This window comes from Chryseolinea sp. T2 (genome assembly GCF_037203685.1).
Taxonomy (GTDB): domain Bacteria; phylum Bacteroidota; class Bacteroidia; order Cytophagales; family Cyclobacteriaceae; genus Chryseolinea.
In genome coordinates, this window is the sequence record NZ_JBBCAU010000002.1 from 879,583 (window position 1) to 900,392 (window position 20,810).

The window sequence follows — 20,810 nt, forward strand, 5'->3', positions numbered from 1 at the left end:
TAAAAATTCAGCCGAGCTTTTACTACTTCACAAGCTGGAGCTGGGCCTCGTTCAAATACCAGCTGATGCTTTCGTCGATTTCTTTGTAGAACGGTTCCGACGGGACATATGTCGTCTCATTTGTCAGCATATGCTGGTAAAGGAAGTCATATTTATCCATGTCAACCGACGAGTTCTTTATGGACGATAATTTGTCCTTTAACACGTCAAGCTGTTTCTGGTTTACGCGCCTTCCAAACTTATAATCAAGGTAGGTAGGTAAGTCGGCCAGAAGCCTCGTGATCAATGCATTTCTATGAGCATCAAGCAGTTCGCGCAGTTGCAAGAGCGCCAAATGCTGGTCTCTTTCCTCAATTCTTTTTACGCCGAGCGCGGTTTTAACTGTTTTCATACTAATTGTATTAGTTGATGTAAATATACATTAAAACTAAAATAATTAGTTATTACTGATCTGTTTTTATCAAGTAAAGATGTTGGGTAGCCATGTAACAGGCTTTAATACAGGCTACAGTGATTCCAGAAATTGCTGAAACTTCGGCGTGTTGTAATTGGCAAGACCAGATTCACGGACGACGACCTTGCCATCGGGAGCGATAATGAGTGTAGTTGGGATAGAAGGAACCTGTAGAAGATCGGGCAATGCCTCAGCGGGCATGTACACAGGAAAGGTAAAACCTTTATCCAGGGCAAACTTTCGGACATTGTCGCGATGCGCATGTTCATCAACCGAAATCATTAGAAATGCCACACGACTGGTATCAGTTTGCCTGTAAAGCGCTTCTATAGAAGGCATCTCGACCCTGCATGGACCGCACCACGTGGCCCAAAGGTTTATGAATAAAGTGCGGCCGCGCAGCTGGTGCCCGTCTAGATGGTTCCCATTCATGTCCACCAGGCTGAAGTCGTACGAGAATTCGTGCATCACCGGCGGCGCTTCAACAGATGCATCCATCAGCCCTGTCTTCAGCAGCAACGTCCCTGTCACATTTGAAATTGCCCCCAGTACTCCAGTGTAGCGTAAAATCAGCACAAGGCCAAGCGAGACAAGCCACGGTCGCGCTGTACGCCAGAATCGCTGTAAAAGGGGAGATAACGTATTTTTCACCAGTCAATGGGTTACCCAAATGTCCGTATTTTAATTAATTTCGAAAGCTCAAAAAAGAACGCAATGAACAGACTTGCGACCCTCAAGTTCCTGTTTTTCCTAGCCATCGTATCCTCAGCATCTGCACAGAAAGTAAAGTACAAGGATATTTATGCATTGCTCAGTACGAAACAGTATGAATCAGCGGAACCATTCCTTAACCGCTATCTGAAGGAAAGCACCGACAATCCAAACGCCTACCTGTATAAAGGGATCATCTTCCAGGAAAAGGCATCGAAGGATGATGTACTGAAGCAGACAAAGCGCATGCAGTCTAACATTGATTCGGCGATACTGTTCTATGATATCGCTTACAAAGGCATCACAGAAAAGGAACTAAAGAAGAACGGAGAATACTATGCGGCGTACAATCGCCGTGATTTACGTACCGGTGAGTTTGGCGTTACCCTTTCCGACATTCAGTACGATCTAGAGAAAAGAATGGAGGGACTGCGTGAACGTAAGGACCGGATTCGCATGGTGAAGCATTACTTCGAATTGGCAGATACCCTTTACCAAAGGTCTCAGTTGTTATACACTTCTCTTCAAAAGTCTTATCCGACTCAGCGCGAATTGTATCTGAGGGCCGATGAGCAGCTCGTGCAAAAGCTGGTCGCACTTTCACAGCGATTTGACTCATGTGTGAAGGCTTTCGATCAATATAAGTCTGCCAGCGGTGTAATGGGGAAGACAGGTTATAATCAGACGTTAGAAGGCCAACCCATAACGGACTTTAAAGCGGAGGGAAGTACTACCGCTGACTTTTATTCAAGTAAGATTAACGTCTGGGACTATACGACCTTTGCCAATCGCGTTAAGCATGATATTGAGGCAGACATCATTCCCATGAGGAAGCATCTTATTTCATATGACGGAGAGATCAATAAACTTCGGGACAAACTATCCACGGAACAGGTCTCGGTGCGCAGTGATCTCACGACTCTTATCGACATGCTGTTGATGGACCAGCTCCGGAAATATGATAAGGATCCGCTGCCGATGGGCCTGTTTTCATTGAAGATCGGCGATCTTGAGTACAAATCGCTTTGGCTCGAACAGAAGGCTAAGTCCGACACAAACAGCATTCATACGCGCATAGATATGGTTCGCAAAACCCTCGCGAGTGCGACCCGCCTGGATAGTATGTCGACGTTGCTGTCGGCACGAAACATTGACAGCCTTAGTTTGGATTATAAATACTTCATAAAGGAGACATATGGCAGTGCAGATGGTGTGAAGGGTTTCATCGGATCAACTCATAAGTTTGCAACTGCCGCCAGGACCAGCGAGCAGATGCGCCTCAATCGTCTCACCGAGTCGATGCGCTGGATTGTAAGCTCCTCCGATTCCATTCCATTGTTTCTTGACTCGGCCAGTCACTCTAAATTCCGGCCTCTTGTTTTGATGGATGAGCGATATACGGCTGGTCTTCAATACGCCGACTCGGTCAATCCCTCAGGATATTTGTATTCGATAAATCCAGCGCGGACGGCGGAGGTGAAAGTTAATTTTCCTGTCGAGAAAGTATCGTTTGCAGAAAAGCAATTACAATCTTCTCACGCGCTTTCATTCTCAGATACCGCGGGCCATTTATACTATGTGCTGATCTATTCTGATGTCCCCGATCAGGATAAAAAGTTTACAGCAACATTAGCGAAGATCTACAAGTCGGACGGTCTTGCCTGGAGCATTAACCAGAAACTGCCATCCATTCCAAAAGAACTTCAGTTCACCAGCCTCACTGGTGAGCTTACGATAGTAGGAGAGAATGGCGAGCTGACAACGATGGACAAGAGCGGCAAAGTCAAATCAAATTGATTGCGGAGCACACAGGCGCCGTGGAGATCAAACGCGGCAGCTATTAAAAAGGCCCCAAAAAAGGGCCTCTAAAAATTATCAATTATCAATTTTCAATTCCTTAAGCGCCTACGAGCTTTCTCCAGTCACTGAATCTCATCGAGATGCGCGCCTTCAACTTCTCATAGTTGTCCCAGCTGTCGGTTACGTGATAAATGGATGGCAGTGTCTTCACCAGGATTTCATCATAGTCGTTGCGATAGATGCCACCACCATAGTAATAGTAAGTAAACATATTACCCTGGCGATTGAACAGTTCATAGCCAAGGTATCCGTCCCAGATTTCACTGAGAATAGTGCACGATATCTCGCGGCGTTTGAAACGGAATATCTGGTTTGATGCTTCATCCTCGAAGTATTCAGAATATAATCCTGAGTCGATGATCCATCCGAGGTACATGCCAATGTGAACATATGCCTGCTCGATCGGAAGTGAGTCAGGGAAATTTCCCAGGAAGTGACTCTTCGCATTATCGTAGATGGTCTTTTGGATGTCTGCCTTTTTTTCCATAGAACAATTTTACCTGTCCTGCGCGATTTTAACAAGCGGGAAGTGTGACTAAAACGACGAGTGACGGACGCATGTAATATTATCAGTCAACCGCAAAATTGCCCGACAAGGTGCCCCTTAATGGAAGAAAATGTATCCGGCGAAGATACCGCCCAGAATACCGAACAGATCAGCAATCAGACCGCCCTGTACGGCATATCGTGTATTCTTTATGCCAACAGATCCGAAATAAAGTGCGAGGATGTAAAAAGTCGTTTCAGCGCATCCGCGGAATACGGCAGCCATGTTTGCAATGAACGAATCCGGCGCATCTTTGGAAATGGCGATCATCATTGCCCTGGCACCCTGTCCGCTCATTGGTTTCAATAATGCTACCGGAAGGGCATCAACGAAATCAGTGTTGAGATTAAACAGTTGAAGCGTCCATCGTACAGCATCTGTGATGTAGTCCAATGCGCCCGATGAACGAAAAACGCTAATGGCGACAAGTATGCCGACAAGGAATGGAATGATCTTAACTGATGTTTCAAAGCCTTCTTTCGCGCCTTCAATGAAGGTTTCAAACACGGCAATTTTCCTATACACGCCCATACCGATGAACGTGATGATCACGATAAAGATGATGAGCGCGGTCATCATCAGTGATTGTCGTTGCAGTTCATCTTGTGAAAGTGAAGCAAAATACCATACGCTCAACGCTACGATTCCGAACGATCCGACGAGAAATGCGAACAGCACAGGATCAAACAGATTAATGCGTTGACGTATCGAAACGTAGATGAGTCCCGCCAGGGTAGCAAATGAATGCGCTATCAGTACCGGTATGAAAATGCTTGTCGGATTGGCGGCTCCCATCGTAACGCGGTCCGCAATAATCGAAATAGGAATAACCGTAAGACCTGATGCATTAAGTACCAGGAACATGATCTGCGCATTCGAAGCTGTGTCTTTGTTGGGGTTCACCTCCTGCAGTTCTTTCATTGCCTTCAAACCCAATGGCGTTGCCGCGTTGTCCAGCCCCAGAATGTTGGCGCTAAAATTCATAATGATTGCGCCCGTAGCGGGATGATTACGAGGAATCTCGGGGAACAGCCGGGAGAAGAAAGGGGCAACGAGTCGCGACAGAATAGCAATCATTCCTCCCTTTTCACCAACTTTCATGAGGCCAAGCCAAAGCGTCATTACACCGGTAAGTCCAATGGAGATCTCAAATCCTGTTTTCGCCGAACTGAAGGTTGCTTCCATCATCGCAGGGAACACCGAGCTGTCTTGAAAAACTATTAGCTTAATAAGAGCTACGACGAAAGCAATGAGAAAGAAGGCGACCCAGATGTAGTTCAATACCATAAGGCAATGGCGTTTAAGCGATGGCTATTGGTGAACAATGTACAATGATCAACTCAAGTTTACCAAATCCAGCATATGACAGGCAGCGACTCCAGCCGTTTCTGACCGAAGACGATGGGTGCCAAGGCTTACTTTTTCAAAGCCGTTGCTGAGGCTATGCCTGACTTCTGATTCGGTGAAATCGCCTTCAGGCCCTATGCAAATGAGGTACGACTTTCCCTTCTTTGCCTGCGTAAACAAATGCAACGGGTTGGCTGCATCTACAAAAGCTATGAAGCGCTGATCTTCTTTTGCAGTGGAACAGAATGCTTCAAATGGAACGGGGCCTTCAATGGATGGCAACGTAAAACGCTGAGATTGTTTCATTGCACCGACAGCGATTTTGATAAGACGTTCCGTCTTTACGTGGCGCTTCTCGGTTCGGTCACAATCAATGAGAGTTATCTGATTAACGCCGAGCTCAACGGCCTTTTCAACAAACCATTCCAAACGATCCGGATGGCTTAGGGGAGAAATAGCGACGTGTATGCGGTGACTTGTCTCAGGGTCGCGATGCTCTTTTATCAGTTCGAAGGTGCATTTACTCTGATCATCGGATAATATCCGCGCTTCGAAGTAAGAGCCCTTCCCATCAGTAATGTGAATGATGTCACCAGCCCGACGGCGCAGCGCACGAGCGGCATGCTTTGATTCGTCCGGGTCGAGATGACGGACGCCTTCGCTTATTAAAGGCTGATAGAATAAATTCAATAGTTAGCTATACTGAGTGGAGAGCCTGTCGACCAGGGAAACATACTCGGCAATCGCAGCTTCCTTGCCTTTGCCTTTCAGCTCCGCCCATGCATCATATTTTGCAATGGCCTTGAAGTCGAATCCTCCGGGACGATCTCCGGTTACGTCTCCCTCAGTAGCCTGCTTATAGCGCGCATAAAGCAGCAATAACTCTTCATTGGATGGCCGCTTAGTAAACTCTTTACTGCGTGCAGCTGCTTTTTCGAATTCCCTGATATCCATTTCAGTTCGATATTGGTTAGGTAAGACGACCAATGAACAATCACAATCCAGTGTAGAGAGCTTACGCGGACTCCAAACAAGAATGGAATGTACTTATTAAGCGGCAGACGAGGCTATTATCTTTCGCCAACAGTTTTATATGGTCGCAGCGTTGCACCGGTGTACACCTGACGTGGCCGTCCGATTGGCTCCTTGTTTTCTCTCAATTCCTTCCACTGAGCAATCCAGCCTGGGAGGCGTCCCATGGCAAACATTACCGTGAACATTTCAACCGGGATTCCCAGTGCACGATAGATGATCCCCGAATAGAAGTCAACGTTAGGGTAGAGCTTGCGTTCGATGAAGTATGGATCTTTCAATGCGGCCTCTTCCAACTTTTGTGCGATCTCAAGAACCGGGTCATTAACGCCGAGCTTGGTAAGAACGTCATCTGCAGCCTTCTTTATGATCTTGGCACGGGGATCGAAGTTCTTGTATACGCGGTGACCAAAGCCCATAAGTCTGAAACCACTGTTTTTGTCTTTAGCCTTGTTGATCCACTTTTCAGTGTCGCCGCCATCCTTCTTGATGTTTTCAAGCATGACAATAACCTCCTGATTTGCGCCGCCATGCAGAGGTCCCCAAAGTGCATTCACGCCGGCAGAGATTGACGAATATATGCTCGCCTTTGAAGAGCCCACTATGCGAACTGTAGAAGTGGAACAGTTCTGTTCATGATCGGCATGAAGTATGAGTAATTTATCGAGCGCATCAGCGATGATGGGATCAACTTCAAACTCCTGAGCAGGGAGTGAAAACATCATCTTCAGGAAGCGTGCGCAATAATCAAGCTTATTGTCGGGATAGTTAACGGGATGCCCTACAGCATTCTTGTATGCCCAGGCAGCGAAGGTCGGCATCTTGGCCAGTGACCGAACGATGCTTAAGTAAACCCCCTCTGTCGAGCGATTGGGATCCAGAGACTCAGGATAGAAAGCCGTCTGCGAGCAGAACAGGGAAGCCAGCACGCCCATTGGATGAGCCGTAGAAGGAAAGCCGTCGAGGATCTTCTTAATGTCTTCGTGAACGAGCGTATGTGTCTTGATGTCGTAGCTGAACTTATCGTATTGCTGCTGCGTAGGCAGCTCACCAAAAATCAAAAGATAGGCTACTTCAAGAAAGTTTGACTTTTCGGCCAGTTCTTCTATTGAGTATCCACGATAGCGAAGTATTCCTTTATCGCCATCCAGGAAAGTAATAGCACTCTTGGTGGCGCCAGTATTCTTATATCCAAAGTCCAACGTGATGGCTCCCGTCTTTTCCATCAACTCTCCAATATCAATAGCCACTTCATTCTCGCTTCCGACTACCAGAGGCAATGTATAAGACTTACCGTCGATGATCAATTCAGCTGTTTTGGACATTTTATTAAATGAATTTTTTGCAAGTTTTAAATATACAGGGTAAAGCCTTGTTTGGAAAAAGAATGTCGAAAAAAAGGTGTTTTCGTCATTTCCAGCCCAATATTACGGTTAGTACGGCAGCCTTCCGAACCCACACAGAACACTTTCGGATCAACGGATAAGCTGCCCTGGTGCCGGCTTGTATAGGCCTCACAGTCAATCCATTGTTTAGTGCCAATTTTTGATAAATTTATTCGCGCCAATTTTGGCCGTTAGCAGACATTCGTTTGCAGGGTTCCTTCTTGTATCAGCATCGCTCGCTGGCTGCTTAATTCATTTTCCCTTTGAAATCTGGAGTTTCCATAGAGCACGGGTTAGCGTTGTCTCATGATATTCCCGGGTTTGATAATAATATGTTGTCGATTTTGCTTAAAATATTTGAGGGGCTAACAGGCTTCTGCGATATTGGATTGTAGAAAACACTGGGAACGATGTTCATGTCGTCGAAAAAAAATGTCGTTTACATTCCCACATGGCAGTAAGCAGGAAAAAGACTTCCGGCAGGCCTGTCCATGTGCTACGTTGCATATTGGTGTTGACGGGAAGTGACGTGACGCGGAAGTGTACCTTATTGCTGTTGTGTCTGCTAATGGGAGCGAGCCAGATGCGGGGACAGTCTATCGACAGTCTGAAGCAATTGCTGACCGATCTCAATGACCATCGTCAGAGGGTGGACGTTTTGGTTGATCTCTCCACGCGACTTTTCGATATCGATCTTGACGAAGGCTACAAATACGCTTCCGACGCACAGGAGGAGGCTGCCACGATCAAGTACGAACAGGGCCAGCGTCTTGCCTTGATATTGATGGCCTACCGCTACGTATGCAGCGGCGACTTTCGTCAGGCAATCAGTACCTATCAGAAATCTGATGCCCTGAGGTCTGGAGAGGACGACATTCTGGCTTACTCTTTTGTGAGTCGCGCCAATGTATACCGATCTCTCGCTCAGTATGATTCATCACGTTACCTCTATACGCAGGCCGTTAAATTGCTCGGAACGCATCCCAACAACAGGTATCTCGCATACGCCTATAAAAGCCTTGGCCGCCTCGAAGTCATTCTCTGGCGTAACAAAGACGCCGAGTTCTATTACAAGAAAGCACTGGCGATCTATGAAGAAGCTAAGCGCGCTAACGGCCAGGCGGAAGTACTGTTCCTTCTATCGGAGGTAAGCAAACACCTTACGGATTACGATCAGGCCGCCAGGTTGCAGCAACAGGGCTGTGAGATAGCAGATCACAATGACTCGGAATATCTCACCTTACTGTGCCACCGTAACCGGGGCGACTACTACTATCATCTCGGGGATTATCTTAAGTCGCTTGAAGAACTCTTGCAGGCGCTGAACATTCTTCGGGTGCGCGACCAGCCTCAGGTTCTTGCCTCGTTGTTTAATCAGCTCGCAGAAGTATATGACGCCCTTGGCCAGTACGATCTGTCTTTGAAATATTATCTGGATGCACTGAAGATCTGGGAGCGCATGGGAGTGAAATATGAAATGGCAAAGTTGTTCAGTGAGATAGGATGGATCTATAAGAACCAATCAAATTTTGCTCAGGCGAAAGCGTATATGGAGCGATCTCTCACACTCAGGCAGGAGATAAAAGATGAGCACGGAATTTCAAACAGCTATAATGTATTGGGTGTATTATACTATCAGGAGAAACGCTACGATAAGGCTCTCGATTATCTTAATCGTTCAATAGAAATACGCAGGCGAATCGATCATCGTGAGGGAGTGTCGGCCTGCATTTTTAACATGGCGGCAGTTTACGAAGATCTGGGGCAACTTGATAAGGCACTCAACTATCAGTTTGAAGCACTTGAGATAGACGAGCGCATCGGCAATAAACAAGGACTTAGCATCTCGTACAATCAGATTGGCCAGCTTTATTCTAAAATGCACAACTATCCGGAGGCATTCAAGTTCCTGACGAAGGCCAGCGACCTCGCCAGGCAGACCGGATCCAAAAATCTTGTTATGGCAAACAGGCTTGTCATGTCAAAGTATTTTGAACAAATGGGCGATTATAAGTCGGCACTGAAGTGGCATCAGAGCTACACCAACATCAATGATAGTATATTCAGCGAGGGCAATGCCATGAAGGTTGCCGAAATGCAGGCCCTCTATCAGATTGAACAGAAGGATCAGCAGATTGAATTGCTCAATCAGAATAAGGTAATTCAACTGGACCAGATCAAGCTGCAACGTGCACAGATCGGACAACAGCGTATCATTATCATTGGCGGCCTCATCGGTCTTGTATTGATTTCCATTTTCGCCTATAAGACGTACCAGTATACATCACGCATGCGTCGCGCGAACTATGAGATTATTGAACAGAAGGAAGAGATACAGGCGCAGTCGGAAGAATTGATTGAAGCAAACCAAACCATTGCCAGCATCAATCGCGATCTGGAACTGAAGGTTAATGCCCGTACAACTGACCTCAGGCAGGCCTATAAGGAGCTTGATACATTTTTTTATAGATCGTCACACGACTTCCGGCGGCCGCTAACGACATTCCTTGGCTTAGCGGAAGTAGCAAAGATCACGGTAAAAGATCCAAATGCACTTGAGCTCTTTGCCAAAGTGAAAGAGACAGCACACAATCTGGATAAAATGCTGGTTAAACTGCAGTCTATAAGTGATGTGGGAACGCAGCATCTGGTATACAAGGAAGTGCTTCTGAAAGAAATTATTGACAGCGTACTCGATGCGTTCAAGACCGAGATCGAACTAATGAGTATCAAGGTAACGACATCAATTGATCTGACGTCGTCATTCTTTTCGTATCCGGCAATGATCCGGATCATCATCGAAAATCTCGTTGAGAATTCCATTGGCTTTGCCTCTATTGCTGAACCGCGCATAGATATCCGGGCATATAATTTGGGCGACAACGTTGTGATAAAAGTCGAAGACAATGGACAGGGAATTGACCCTGCTCTGCAGGAAAAGGTTTTTGACATGTACTTCCGTGGTAGCGAACGGTCGAAAGGCAACGGGCTAGGGCTGTATATTGTGAGGAAGGCTGTTGAGAAATTGAACGGAGCTATCGAGCTCACATCGGCGGTCGGGAAGGGGGCAAGCTTTCGAATTCTGCTACCCAATTCATTGGCCGGAATCGAAAGTTAAAGTGACTCCGGGTTGAATGTTGGGAATTGCATCATGCAATGGCGTATAAGTAATTAAGACGGTGCAGGAAAAGGGTTGGAGCAATTCGGCGATCAATCCATGTTTTGACCGGCCAGGTTCTGCCATCCGTTATGCAATGAATGTACCGCAGTTCGTCCAAACCGTGTTATCAGGGTATCCGAGTGTCAGAGTCAGCTGTAGCCAGAAAACAACAAGGCAAAATAGAAGGCCGTTCGCCGAGAAATTCTTGGAGGATGTAGTTTCGTTGACTGTTAGTGTGTTACTTTGTCTCGCGTGCAGTTCGGGAGACGCAGCTCAGCATTTTTAGCGCCGGTCAGCGTCTTCATGTATAACATCTCCACGATCATGGGAATCGTTTTCCTGCAGCATGGAGGTCGTTTGATTTTTTCACAATACTATTTAGGTGCTTTCTGACGTTGCATTGCATTGTGAAGTTGGAAGACGTTAAAACATAATATCAGAGATGGCATTCAATTTTTTTCGAAGCACAGACATTGCGATCGATCTTGGCAACACAAATACTGTACTAAGTGACAATAGCCGGGTCTTGCTCTCACAGCCGTCTTATGTGGTTCTCGATCCTGAATCTCAGGCGGTTCGTGCTGTAGGTGAATTGGCCTATAACATGTTTGAGAAGAATCCGGAAACTCTGCTTCCGGTCAAGCCGCTCAAGGGTGGCGTCATAGCCGACTATGATTCTGCAATCAAGATGATCAAGCAGATGGTCACCGACATTTCCCCTCGCAGGTCGCTGTTTTCCGGATACAATAACATTATTTCTGGCATTCCTTATTACGCAACTTCTGTCGAGCAGCAGGCATTGCGCGATGCGTTGGGACAATTCAACTCGCGACGCATGTACATGGTATATGAGCCTCTCGCGGCGGCGTTGGGAATTGGACTCGATATTACAACCCCCGAAGGTAAGATGGTTGTTGATATCGGAGGAGGGATCACCGAGATCGTAATCATCTCATTATCGGGTATCGCTGCCTTTCAATCAGTAAAAGCGGCAGGCGATATGTTCGATGTTGAAATCCAGGACTACTTCAGAAGAATGTATAACATGGCTATCGGGATCAAGACCGCTGAACAAGTCAAGATCTCCGTTGGGGCCGTTGTTGACAAGCTGTCAGAGCCGCCGGCACCCATGCAGGTGCGGGGCAAGGACCTGATCCGCGGCATTCCGGTTACGCGTACCATTGGGTACCAGGAAGTAGCTCACATCCTGGATAAGTTCATCGTCTCAATCGAGAACGCGGTTATACAGACATTGGAAACCTGCCCTCCGGAGCTTGCTGCCGACATCTACCAAGGCGGTATTCACCTTACCGGTGGTAATGCCCTGCTTCGCGGAATGCGCGAGCGTTTCGAGAGACGGATGAACCTGCCTGTCCATATCGACCCTCAGCCTTTGCTGTCGGTTAGTCGCGGCGTGGCTCAAACGATGGGCAATACGAAGCGGTATAATTCGATTCTAATGGAGTAGATTAGAATTAAGAATTAAGAGTTAAGAATTAAGAATTAAGAATTTTGGAGGGGGCCCTGGCGGGCCCCCTTTGTTTTGGTAGTTCTTGTGATATGATAGCTGCAGAGGCTAGTTTAAATTTCCAACTACCAAGGGCAAATGGATAAGCTAGGAATCCTGAGAGAATAAAATAAGAAGGGGGCCGCAAAGGCCCCCTCCAAAATTCTTAATTCTTAACTCTTAATTCTTAATTCTACTGCGACCTTGGTCTCCTGTAGTATGCTTTCCGCTTCGTAGTGTAAAGCTTGTGGTAGAAGTCGGCGAAGACCAGGTTCGGCAGGTAATACTGAAGCGTGATGTTTGCAATAAAGTAGCCATCGTTTTTGTCCGGGTTGCCTCGCTTACCAACAATAGTTCTACGATCTTCTCTAGGACGATTCTCACCTTCGCGTCGATCTGAGAAATAGTAGCGCGCACCTTCTTCTGGTTTGATATCAGCGTATCGAGTGCTGCTCGCATCGTCGAGATAGTCAGTAAATGTAAATCTATACCCGCCTTCAACCAAGATATTAAAGAATGGGTCGATCTTTATCCGCGCACCGAGCCCGACAGGAATAACAAATTGTACACGACTATATTTCGTATTCTCCGTGCGTAGTGGTTGCAGCGCAGTCCATTTGCCATTCGCATCTTTTGCTTTGGGGTTCATCCACAACAGCCCGAAACCTCCAAACGCATGGAAGTTCAATGTTGAACGCTGATAAAAGCGCTGTCCCATTGGACTAAGATTGTACGCACCAAGAGCGGCGAATTCCAGATTGTTTGAACGGAAGTGAAGGTTGCGTTCTACGCGATCATCGTCAGCGTCTGCATCATTGCCATAAAGCTGGAACCAGGTCAGTTCTGTACGCACGCTGATACGGCTTGTGAGGTACATTTCCGCACCGGCAGCCACATTGGGGCGCAACCTTCCCAATTCGCCCGGGTTAACCATCTCACCATAATAGTTGGCGGTGCCTGACCCCAGGCTCACAAGAAAGTTCCGCTCTCTGCGGAGGGCAAAAAAGCTCTGGGAATACGTAGTCATGGGTATCACTAAGGATGCCACGAAGATCACTACGATTAATTTTTTCATTCCGGTAAAAGCCTTATCGTCTAAATATAGGAAAAATCAAGCCAGTTTGTACCTAATCAACCCCACATCCAACTTCCCTGCCACGCGAATAAGCTCTTCGCCGTTATTTAAGTACGTCTTTCACACGCTGTGCTGCATCCTTCAGCAGGATCGCAGAAAATACTTTGAGTCCGGATTGCTCAATGATCTTAGCTCCTTCTTCTGCGTTCGTTCCCTGCAGACGCACGATGATAGGAACTTTAATATCGCCAATCTTTTTGTAAGCTTCCACGACGCCATTGGCAACGCGATCGCATCGAACAATACCTCCGAATATATTGATGAGGATAGCCTTCACGTTAGGGTCCTTCAGAATGATACGGAAGCCAGCCTCAACTGTTTCAGCATTTGCTCCACCTCCAACATCCAGGAAGTTTGCAGGTTCACCGCCCGACAACTTGATGATATCCATCGTGGCCATTGCAAGTCCAGCGCCGTTTACCATACATCCTACGTTGCCATCGAGCTTAACGTAGTTAAGTCCGGCTTTACCAGCTTCAACTTCGAGTGGATCTTCTTCAGTTATGTCACGGAGCTCCGCCAGGTCCTTATGACGATACAAAGCATTGTCATCGAGGTTAACCTTTGCATCTACTGCGAGGATCTTATTGTCAGATGTCTTAAGCAACGGATTGATCTCGAACATTGATGCATCAAGACCGAGGTATGCATTATAGAGTGAGTTGATGAACTTCACACCTTCTTTGAATGCGTTGCCTTCCCAGCCAAGCGCGAATGCAATCTTTCTTGCCTGGAAGCCCTGAAGACCAATTGCAGGATCGATCCATTCCTTAATGATTTTTTCAGGATGAGACTCTGCAACTTCTTCGATATTCATACCGCCTTCAGTCGACGCCATAATCACAGGACATCCTTTTGAGCGGTCGAGCAGAATGCTCATATAATATTCTTTCGGCTGGCTCTCTCCGGGATAGTACACATCCTCAGCGATCAGCACCTTATTAACTTTCTTGCCTTCGGGACCCGTCTGATGAGTTACCAGCGTTCCTCCTAAAATTGCCTTGACTTTCTCTGGTACCTCGTTCATGCTCTTGGCGAGAACAACGCCATTGGAGCCTGTTTCCCTAACCTTACCTTTTCCACGTCCACCAGCATGAATTTGCGACTTTATTACAAACCATTTTGTGCCGGTTTCAGCCGCTAACTCCTTGGCAGCCTGAATGGCGCTATCTGGTGTATCCGCGACAATCCCCCGCTGGATCGTAACTCCATACTTCTTGAGAATTTCCTTGCCTTGATATTCGTGGATGTTCATGAATTTTTAGTTTGTTGCGAAACTAGTTTATTTACGCTACTAATTCAACTTATTTCATGCTGCTGGCTACTGGCCTTGAAAAATCATATGGCGATCTGTCCGTGCTCAAAGGAATAGATATTTCAATCGAACGCGGAGAGATTGTTTCTATTGTAGGTGCTTCGGGAGCAGGCAAGAGTACTCTTTTACATATCCTGGGTACACTCGATACACCCGACAAAGGTAAAGTGGTAATTCACAACAAGGACGTGTTCAGTCAGTCCTCCAGGAGCCTGGCGTCGTTCCGAAACAAGTCTATTGGCTTTGTGTTCCAGTTTCATAATCTCCTTCCCGAATTTACAGCGCTTGAAAATGTGATGATCCCCGGACTCATTGCCTCCGGAGATGAACGAAAGATCAGAGACCGGGCCCGATCACTACTGGATATGCTTGGATTAAAAGACAGAGTAGAACATAAACCGTCAGAACTCTCAGGCGGTGAGCAACAACGCGTCGCTGTGGCCCGCGCCATGATTAATGCTCCCGATCTTATTCTTGCCGATGAGCCGAGCGGAAATCTTGATTCAAAAAATGCTGTCGATCTTCACAACCTGTTTTTCCAGTTGCGGAAAGATATAGGTCAGACATTTGTCATTGTTACTCACAATGAACAGCTCGCAAATATGTCTGACAGGAAAATCGAATTGAAAGATGGCAGGATAAAAAGTGATGCTTTGCGCTGATCGCCTGGTTAGAAAAAGTGAAGTAAAAAAAAAGGAAGAAGATCACACTGCTCTCCAACACATTCCCTGATCCTCTTCCTACTCCCTAACCTTAAATAAACTAAACATCCAATTGCCGATACAAAGGTATATCGTGGATGGGGGGGTATGCTGGTCAATTCCCGGCATTAAGTCAGGCATGTAAGAATTGGTGATAACTCTGAACTATGTGAAGCCGAAAACGGTGATCAAGTGTCATAAACAGACCTTGCACGCGATTGCGCAAGAAATAAGATGCACGTTAGAATTATTCCGTGCACAGCTTTACTATCAAATAACTAATTAACTCAAGTACAGTTATTTATTGTTAACAGCCTCAAGAAAACATTTTGAACAATATTGCGCGAAGCGCACAGAAATGATGGCGGACAGCCGCCTCAAAATTCTTAATTCTTAACTCTTAATTCTTAATTTTTTAGTGGTGAGCCTCTAACTCTTCCTCCGCAGCCTCAACTTCCACGTGTCCGCGCTCATTAATACTGAGAAGATTAACACGCACGATCTCATTCACAAGTACCGGGTCGTACTTCGCCACTACACGAACATAGTTCTCAGTAAACCCATGCATCATTCCATCTTCTACATCGTTTTCAAAGAGCACGTTCGCCGCAGTTCCCAGATTGTCTTCGTAAAACTTCCTTCTCTTCTTGTCCGACAGGATGTGCAGCATCTTTGATCGCTCTGCCCGTTTTGCATGTGGAACAGAATGCTCCATTTCAGCGGCCGGGGTATTTGCTCTCTCAGAATAAGTGAACACATGCAAATAAGAGATGTCCAGCTCATTCAGGAACCTATAGGTGTCGAGGAAGTCATCATCCGTTTCGCCCGGGAAACCGACAATCACATCCACGCCAATACAACAGTGTGGCATCGATGCTTTGATGTCGCGCACACGCTCTGCATACAGTTCGCGTTGGTAGCGTCGCTTCATGAGCTTCAGGATCTTATTGGAACCCGATTGAAGCGGCACATGAAAATGAGGAACGAAGTGCTTCGACGAAGCAACAAATGAAATAATGGCGTCTGTGAGGAGATTAGGCTCAATGGAGGAGATGCGAAAACGCTCGATACCATCGACCTGATCAAGTGCTTTGATTAGATCAATGAATCGCTCCACGCGAACACCGCCCTGTAATCCAAAGTCACCGGTGTTTACACCGGTGAGTACCACTTCGCGAACATCCGTGTTGGCGATCTTTTCTGCTGCGGCCACGACATTGGGGATACTGTCGCTCCGGCTCGAGCCCCGTGCCTGGGGAATCGTGCAGAAAGTACAGGAGTAATCGCATCCGTCCTGTACTTTCAGGAAGGTGCGGGTACGGTCGTGCAGAGAATATGCTGCGTTGAATGAACTGGCGGTCTCTACATCCGAGGCGAATACTTTAGGCTGAGGAGGTCGTACGAAGCCATCCAGCAATTCAACAAGTCTGAATTTTTCAGCGGCGCCAAGCACAGCGTCCACACCTGGAATTTCAGCAATCTCTTTGGGCTTCAACTGGGCATAACATCCGATAATCGCTACATAGCCGTCCGGTGAAATTGCCCTGGCCTCCCTGACGATTTTATGGCACTTCTTGTCTGCGTTCTCTGTAACGGAGCAGGTATTGATGATGAAGATGTCTGGCTTGTCCGTGAAATCAACCTTCGCATAGCCGCGCTCCTCAAACATCCGCGATATGGTGGACGTCTCAGAATAATTAAGCTTACAGCCCAGGGTGTAAAATGCTACGCGGCGGCTCATTTGTTGATTTGTTGATCTGTTGATCGCGTCTTCGGCTGGGCAGGTTTGTTGATTGGCCTTCCCGTTCGTCAACTCATCAGACAGTCTTCAGGTATTGTTCTACGCCTTCGATCTTCTTGTCCAGAATTGCCGTGACTTTATCGAAGTCAGCACGGCTCTTCAGCTCAGTTTTTACACTGATGTAAAACTTTATCTTAGGCTCCGTACCTGACGGACGCACAGAGACTTTCGTACCATCAGCGAGATAAAACTGCAACACGTCTGAAGCAGGGAAATCCAACGTAGTTGTCTTTCCGGTTGCTAGATCCTTTTCTTTAAGAGACTTGTAATCGAGCACCCGGGTAACCTTGCTTCCTATAATTTCGGCAGGAGGGTTTGTCCTGAATTTTTCCATCATAGCCTTGATCTCCTGCTCGCCCTGCTGGCCTTTCTTCGTTACGTTGAGCAGTTGCTCTTTGTAGTAGCCATATTCAACGTACATGTCGATCAGCCAGTCATACAACGACTTCTTCTCATCGGCAGCCTCCGCAGCCATCGCTGCAAAAAAGGCACAGGCCGATACTGCGTCCTTGTCCCGAACGAAGTCGCCAACCATATAGCCATAGCTCTCCTCACCAGCGGCTACGAAGGTCTTTTTACCTTCAAGCTTGCCCATGAGTTCGGCGATATACTTGAAGCCTGTGAGGGTGTTATAGCACTCAACTCCAAGCTTCTCTGCCATGGTATCCACCAGTTCAGTGGTAACAATGGTTTTGGCTACATAGGCGTTGGTCTTGTTCTTCAGGTTCTTCATCACGAAATACATCATGAGGCTGAACGCCTGGTTTCCGTTCAGAAGCACAAACTCCCCATCGCTCTTCCGCACGCCAATTCCCACGCGGTCCGTGTCAGGATCAGTAGCCATAACCATAGTGGCACCTACGGCCTTACCTTTCTTGATCACGAGCTCCATTGCGGAGCGCTCTTCCGGGTTCGGCGATTGCACGGTAGGGAAGTTTCCATCCGGTGTCTTTTGTTCATCGACCACCTGGAGGTTATTGAAGCCAATCGCCTTCACCGACTCTGGAACCATAGTTATGCCAGCGCCATGTATACTACTGTAAACCAAAGGGATATTGCTGTGTCGTGCAATAGTTTCTTTATTCGGAATATGCTTCTTTACTTCCTCGTAATAAGCCTTCTCCACTTCAGGCCCGATCGTGCTGATAAGGCTTTTATTGGCTTCAAATTTTACCTGATCGAACGAGCTGATTGCCTTAACCTCGGTGATGATGTTCTTATCGTGCGGTGGCACTACCTGAGCGCCATCGTTCCAATAGGCTTTGTACCCGTTGTATTCTTTTGGGTTATGCGACGCTGTAACGACAATACCCGAATCACATTTGAGGTAGCGGATAGCATACGAAAGGAGTGGAGTAGGGCGCAGCTCAGAAAACATATGGACATGGATGCCGTTGGCAGACAGCACATCGGCAGCAACCTGCGCAAAAAAACGGCTATTATTTCGACTATCATGAGCAATCGCAACCTGGGTCTTCTTACCAGGAAATGTCTTATTCAGGTAGTTGGCCAGACCCTGGGTGGCCATTCCAACGGTGTATTTATTCATGCAATTGGAGCCGACGCCCATCACTCCGCGAAGGCCCCCTGTTCCAAATTCCAAATCCTTATAGAAGCTGTCTACCAGCTCTTTGTCGTCAGATTTTGCAAGTAATGCTTTGACTTCTGCTTTCGTGTTACTGTCGATGGTGGGGCTATCAAGCCATGCTTGTGCCCGAGACTGTACTAGTTGTTTCAGATCTTCCATGGAGAACGTTTAAAACTTGGCAATTCGGGCAAAGGTAACAAAGAATTCAGGGATTGGAGAGCGGGCCAGATGTCAAATAATCGGAAACAAAGAATCACCAAATCAGTACTATGGCAGGTGTTTTAAAGTCCCGTTGCGGGATCACAGGCATGCACCACTTTTGTAGAATATCAGCGTAAGTATCTATTACCCAGAATATTGCAGTATTAAGGCCCGCGGCGTACCAGGTCTATACCATCCATGTACCTTATACAGATCATATACACAGCTTCCTTTGAACCTTATTAGGACGTTATACAGTTAGTGATGCGACATACCCCTGTCGTTTCACTGTGTCCGGTTTAACTCATTTTATCAACTTGGGCTAGCCCTTAACATTGGGGCAACCTGACGTGGGGCTATCGTGAACCTTTCGTCGGTCTATCGTGCACCTATCGTGCACCTATCGTCGACCTAACGTCGACTCAAAGTGCACTCACTGCCGACGCCGCCCGTCGGTCCCGGTGCGGGTCAGGAAAAGGATTTTCGATTCTGAGTTTTGAAACCCCCATTGCTTCCCTATTTTTTTTAATATTGACGAAAAAATTGAACCATGGATGTAAAAGCGCTCGATGCAGCACTTTTGAAGATAATTCGCAAGCGCGAAGAACTTGCTAAAGTCGATTATAACAACCCCAAGTACGACGACCTCGAAGAGGAGCTTCACGATCTCGAAGACGACTTTCAGGAAGAGTATGGCAGCTATCTCGAAGATGCCCTCCAGCAAGTTCACGACAAATACTGCCCCGATAACGACGTGCTTATGCCGATCGGATACCTCGGACAGGGGGTGCCGGTGGAAGTTGAAAGCATGCCTGGCAAGGATACACGGCTGGTCCTTTCAGCAAGCCCGGTGCGCATTAGCTTAAGCGTAGGCAAGGACAAGCAACAGGTGGTCTGGACTGCCTGACCTACCTGGTAACACAAACACTCAATGCCGGCCCTCAGCTGGCATTGATTTTTAATCTTAATGAATCATTGTTAATCCATTGACGCACACCGCGTCAATGTTACCTGGGATCGGCACTTCGGAACTAACAGGCAATCCCGCATTAATAGGCAAATCCCACCTTTTTCCGAACGCGTTGGAGTACCTCATGGGCAATAACACGCGCCTTGTCTTCTCCGCGTGTCAGTTGTTTTTCCAACTCCTCGGGATGGCTCATAAGATGCGCATACATCTTCCGTTGTGAGTCGAACTTCCGGATGATCAGTTCATAAAGCTCCTGCTTGGCATGGCCGTATCCAAAATTGCCTGCGAGATACTTAGCACGAAGAGCAGAGCGCTCTTCGTCGTTGGCAATCAAACTATAGATGGCATAAACGTTATCGGCATCCGGATTCTTTGGTGCCTCCATTGGTGTGCTGTCGGTCTTGATCGTCTTAATCTGCTTGAGCAACTCTTTTTCGGGAAGAAAGATATCGATAATGTTTCCATAAGACTTACTCATCTTCTGACCGTCGGTTCCCGGAATGGTCATCACGGTTTCTTCAATTTTGGGAGCAGGAACAACAAAAGTATCTCCGTAGTAGTTATTGAACGTTGTGGCGATGTCCCGCGCAATTTCAAGATGCTGTCGCTGGTCTTTTCCCACAGGAACAAAGTCGGCGTCATACAATAGGATGTCGGCAGTCATCAGCACAGGGTAGGTAAAGAGTCCCGCGTTTACATCTGACAACCGATCTGATTTGTCTTTAAAAGAGTGAGCATTGGCCAGCATCGGATACGGGGCCATACAACTGAGATACCAGGTAAGCTCAGTAACTTCGGGGATGCGGGACTGCCGATAGAGGTAGTTCTTTTCAACGTCGAAACCGAAGGCCAGCCAGGCTGCCGCAACGGCTCTGGTGTTTTCTATACGTTGAGCAGCATCTTTTATCGACGTCATCGAATGCAAGTCCGCTATAAAGAAGAATGAGTCGTTACCCTGCTGTCGGGACAATTCGATAGCGGGAATTATGGCTCCCAATAGGTTTCCTAAATGGGGTTTTCCACTACTCTGTATACCCGTTAAAATTCTGGCCATAGTTTTGCAAATAAAATAAAATAATGCTGAAGCGATTTAGTT

17 protein-coding genes are annotated in these 20,810 nt (G+C 47.0%); 5 read left to right on the forward strand and 12 right to left on the reverse strand.

All coding sequences use genetic code 11. From position 1 onward, the window contains the following. Nucleotides 1-22 precede the first annotated feature (22 nt). Nucleotides 23-391: a hypothetical protein gene (locus tag WBG78_RS08475; protein WP_337325971.1), complete on the reverse strand. Its 369-nt coding sequence runs from the start codon at nucleotides 389-391 to the stop codon at nucleotides 23-25. Between the two features lie 114 nt (nucleotides 392-505). Further along, complete coding sequence (locus WBG78_RS08480) at nucleotides 506-1,105, reverse strand: TlpA family protein disulfide reductase (protein WP_337325972.1); 600 nt, start codon at nucleotides 1,103-1,105, stop codon at nucleotides 506-508. Nucleotides 1,106-1,168: 63 nt separating this feature from the next. Here WBG78_RS08480 and WBG78_RS08485 point away from each other — a divergent pair, with 63 nt between their 5' ends. Continuing rightward, nucleotides 1,169-2,962, forward strand: a complete 1,794-nt coding sequence (locus WBG78_RS08485; protein ID WP_337325973.1) for a hypothetical protein — start codon at nucleotides 1,169-1,171, stop codon at nucleotides 2,960-2,962. A 100-nt stretch (nucleotides 2,963-3,062) separates the two neighbouring features. On the opposite strand, the gene WBG78_RS08490 is transcribed toward WBG78_RS08485, so the two are convergent. From WBG78_RS08490 to WBG78_RS08510, 5 genes are all read right to left on the reverse strand, one after another. Next, a complete protein-coding gene (locus WBG78_RS08490) occupies nucleotides 3,063-3,512 on the reverse strand; it encodes a DUF7832 domain-containing protein (protein ID WP_337325974.1) in 450 nt (149 codons plus the stop codon). A gap of 117 nt (nucleotides 3,513-3,629) precedes the next feature. Beyond that, complete coding sequence (locus tag WBG78_RS08495; RefSeq protein ID WP_337325975.1) at nucleotides 3,630-4,859, reverse strand: nucleoside recognition domain-containing protein; 1,230 nt, start codon at nucleotides 4,857-4,859, stop codon at nucleotides 3,630-3,632. Nucleotides 4,860-4,907: 48 nt separating this feature from the next. Further along, nucleotides 4,908-5,609, reverse strand: a complete 702-nt coding sequence (locus WBG78_RS08500) for an RsmE family RNA methyltransferase (protein WP_337325976.1) — start codon at nucleotides 5,607-5,609, stop codon at nucleotides 4,908-4,910. Nucleotides 5,610-5,612: 3 nt separating this feature from the next. Further along, entirely contained in the window at nucleotides 5,613-5,873 is a 261-nt protein-coding gene (locus WBG78_RS08505) for an acyl-CoA-binding protein (protein WP_337325977.1), read from the reverse strand. A 116-nt stretch (nucleotides 5,874-5,989) separates the two neighbouring features. Next, nucleotides 5,990-7,276 (reverse strand): citrate synthase, encoded by a 1,287-nt coding sequence (locus WBG78_RS08510; protein WP_337325978.1) that lies wholly within the window; start codon nucleotides 7,274-7,276, stop codon nucleotides 5,990-5,992. Between the two features lie 511 nt (nucleotides 7,277-7,787). Between WBG78_RS08510 and WBG78_RS08515 the strand changes: the two genes are divergently transcribed. Together WBG78_RS08515 and WBG78_RS08520 are read left to right on the forward strand one after the other, a co-directional pair. Next, entirely contained in the window at nucleotides 7,788-10,454 is a 2,667-nt protein-coding gene (locus tag WBG78_RS08515; protein WP_337325979.1) for a tetratricopeptide repeat protein, read from the forward strand. 484 nt (nucleotides 10,455-10,938) lie between these two features. Next, nucleotides 10,939-11,964 (forward strand): rod shape-determining protein, encoded by a 1,026-nt coding sequence (locus tag WBG78_RS08520; protein ID WP_337325980.1) that lies wholly within the window; start codon nucleotides 10,939-10,941, stop codon nucleotides 11,962-11,964. 232 nt (nucleotides 11,965-12,196) lie between these two features. On the opposite strand, the gene WBG78_RS08525 is transcribed toward WBG78_RS08520, so the two are convergent. Next, on the reverse strand, nucleotides 12,197-13,078 hold the full coding sequence (locus WBG78_RS08525; RefSeq protein ID WP_337325981.1) for a hypothetical protein: 882 nt from the start codon (nucleotides 13,076-13,078) through the stop codon (nucleotides 12,197-12,199). A 103-nt stretch (nucleotides 13,079-13,181) separates the two neighbouring features. Next, entirely contained in the window at nucleotides 13,182-14,393 is a 1,212-nt protein-coding gene (gene sucC, locus WBG78_RS08530) for an ADP-forming succinate--CoA ligase subunit beta (protein ID WP_337325982.1), read from the reverse strand. Between the two features lie 56 nt (nucleotides 14,394-14,449). Between sucC and WBG78_RS08535 the strand changes: the two genes are divergently transcribed. Further along, nucleotides 14,450-15,115 (forward strand): ABC transporter ATP-binding protein, encoded by a 666-nt coding sequence (locus WBG78_RS08535; RefSeq protein WP_337325983.1) that lies wholly within the window; start codon nucleotides 14,450-14,452, stop codon nucleotides 15,113-15,115. A 454-nt stretch (nucleotides 15,116-15,569) separates the two neighbouring features. Here the strand turns inward: WBG78_RS08535 and mtaB are convergent, their stop codons facing one another. Together mtaB and WBG78_RS08545 are read right to left on the reverse strand one after the other, a co-directional pair. Beyond that, complete coding sequence (gene mtaB, locus WBG78_RS08540; RefSeq protein WP_337325984.1) at nucleotides 15,570-16,895, reverse strand: tRNA (N(6)-L-threonylcarbamoyladenosine(37)-C(2))-methylthiotransferase MtaB; 1,326 nt, start codon at nucleotides 16,893-16,895, stop codon at nucleotides 15,570-15,572. A gap of 76 nt (nucleotides 16,896-16,971) precedes the next feature. Further along, the gene (locus WBG78_RS08545; protein ID WP_337325985.1) at nucleotides 16,972-18,702 is read right to left on the reverse strand and encodes a phospho-sugar mutase; all 1,731 of its coding nucleotides are present in this window, start codon (nucleotides 18,700-18,702) and stop codon (nucleotides 16,972-16,974) included. A 592-nt stretch (nucleotides 18,703-19,294) separates the two neighbouring features. Here WBG78_RS08545 and WBG78_RS08550 point away from each other — a divergent pair. Continuing rightward, on the forward strand, nucleotides 19,295-19,651 hold the full coding sequence (locus WBG78_RS08550) for a hypothetical protein (protein ID WP_337325986.1): 357 nt from the start codon (nucleotides 19,295-19,297) through the stop codon (nucleotides 19,649-19,651). A 142-nt stretch (nucleotides 19,652-19,793) separates the two neighbouring features. Here WBG78_RS08550 and trpS read toward each other — a convergent pair whose 3' ends face one another. Further along, nucleotides 19,794-20,768: a tryptophan--tRNA ligase gene (trpS, locus tag WBG78_RS08555; protein WP_337325987.1), complete on the reverse strand. Its 975-nt coding sequence runs from the start codon at nucleotides 20,766-20,768 to the stop codon at nucleotides 19,794-19,796. Nucleotides 20,769-20,810: the final 42 nt, after the last annotated feature.

Excerpts from the sequence above, each read along its gene's own strand:
- WBG78_RS08475 (WP_337325971.1), bottom strand. The coding sequence starts at position 391 with ATGAAAACAGTTAAAACCGCGCTCGGCGTAAAAAGAATTGAGGAAAGA.
- WBG78_RS08525 (WP_337325981.1), bottom strand. The coding sequence starts at position 13,078 with ATGAAAAAATTAATCGTAGTGATCTTCGTGGCATCCTTAGTGATACCC.
- mtaB (WP_337325984.1), bottom strand. The coding sequence starts at position 16,895 with ATGAGCCGCCGCGTAGCATTTTACACCCTGGGCTGTAAGCTTAATTAT.
- WBG78_RS08535 (WP_337325983.1), top strand. The coding sequence starts at position 14,450 with ATGCTGCTGGCTACTGGCCTTGAAAAATCATATGGCGATCTGTCCGTG.
- WBG78_RS08550 (WP_337325986.1), top strand. The coding sequence starts at position 19,295 with ATGGATGTAAAAGCGCTCGATGCAGCACTTTTGAAGATAATTCGCAAG.
- WBG78_RS08545 (WP_337325985.1), bottom strand. The coding sequence starts at position 18,702 with ATGGAAGATCTGAAACAACTAGTACAGTCTCGGGCACAAGCATGGCTT.
- WBG78_RS08495 (WP_337325975.1), bottom strand. The coding sequence starts at position 4,859 with ATGGTATTGAACTACATCTGGGTCGCCTTCTTTCTCATTGCTTTCGTC.
- sucC (WP_337325982.1), bottom strand. The coding sequence starts at position 14,393 with ATGAACATCCACGAATATCAAGGCAAGGAAATTCTCAAGAAGTATGGA.
- WBG78_RS08520 (WP_337325980.1), top strand. The coding sequence starts at position 10,939 with ATGGCATTCAATTTTTTTCGAAGCACAGACATTGCGATCGATCTTGGC.
- WBG78_RS08490 (WP_337325974.1), bottom strand. The coding sequence starts at position 3,512 with ATGGAAAAAAAGGCAGACATCCAAAAGACCATCTACGATAATGCGAAG.
- trpS (WP_337325987.1), bottom strand. The coding sequence starts at position 20,768 with ATGGCCAGAATTTTAACGGGTATACAGAGTAGTGGAAAACCCCATTTA.
- WBG78_RS08515 (WP_337325979.1), top strand. The coding sequence starts at position 7,788 with ATGGCAGTAAGCAGGAAAAAGACTTCCGGCAGGCCTGTCCATGTGCTA.
- WBG78_RS08510 (WP_337325978.1), bottom strand. The coding sequence starts at position 7,276 with ATGTCCAAAACAGCTGAATTGATCATCGACGGTAAGTCTTATACATTG.
- WBG78_RS08485 (WP_337325973.1), top strand. The coding sequence starts at position 1,169 with ATGAACAGACTTGCGACCCTCAAGTTCCTGTTTTTCCTAGCCATCGTA.
- WBG78_RS08505 (WP_337325977.1), bottom strand. The coding sequence starts at position 5,873 with ATGGATATCAGGGAATTCGAAAAAGCAGCTGCACGCAGTAAAGAGTTT.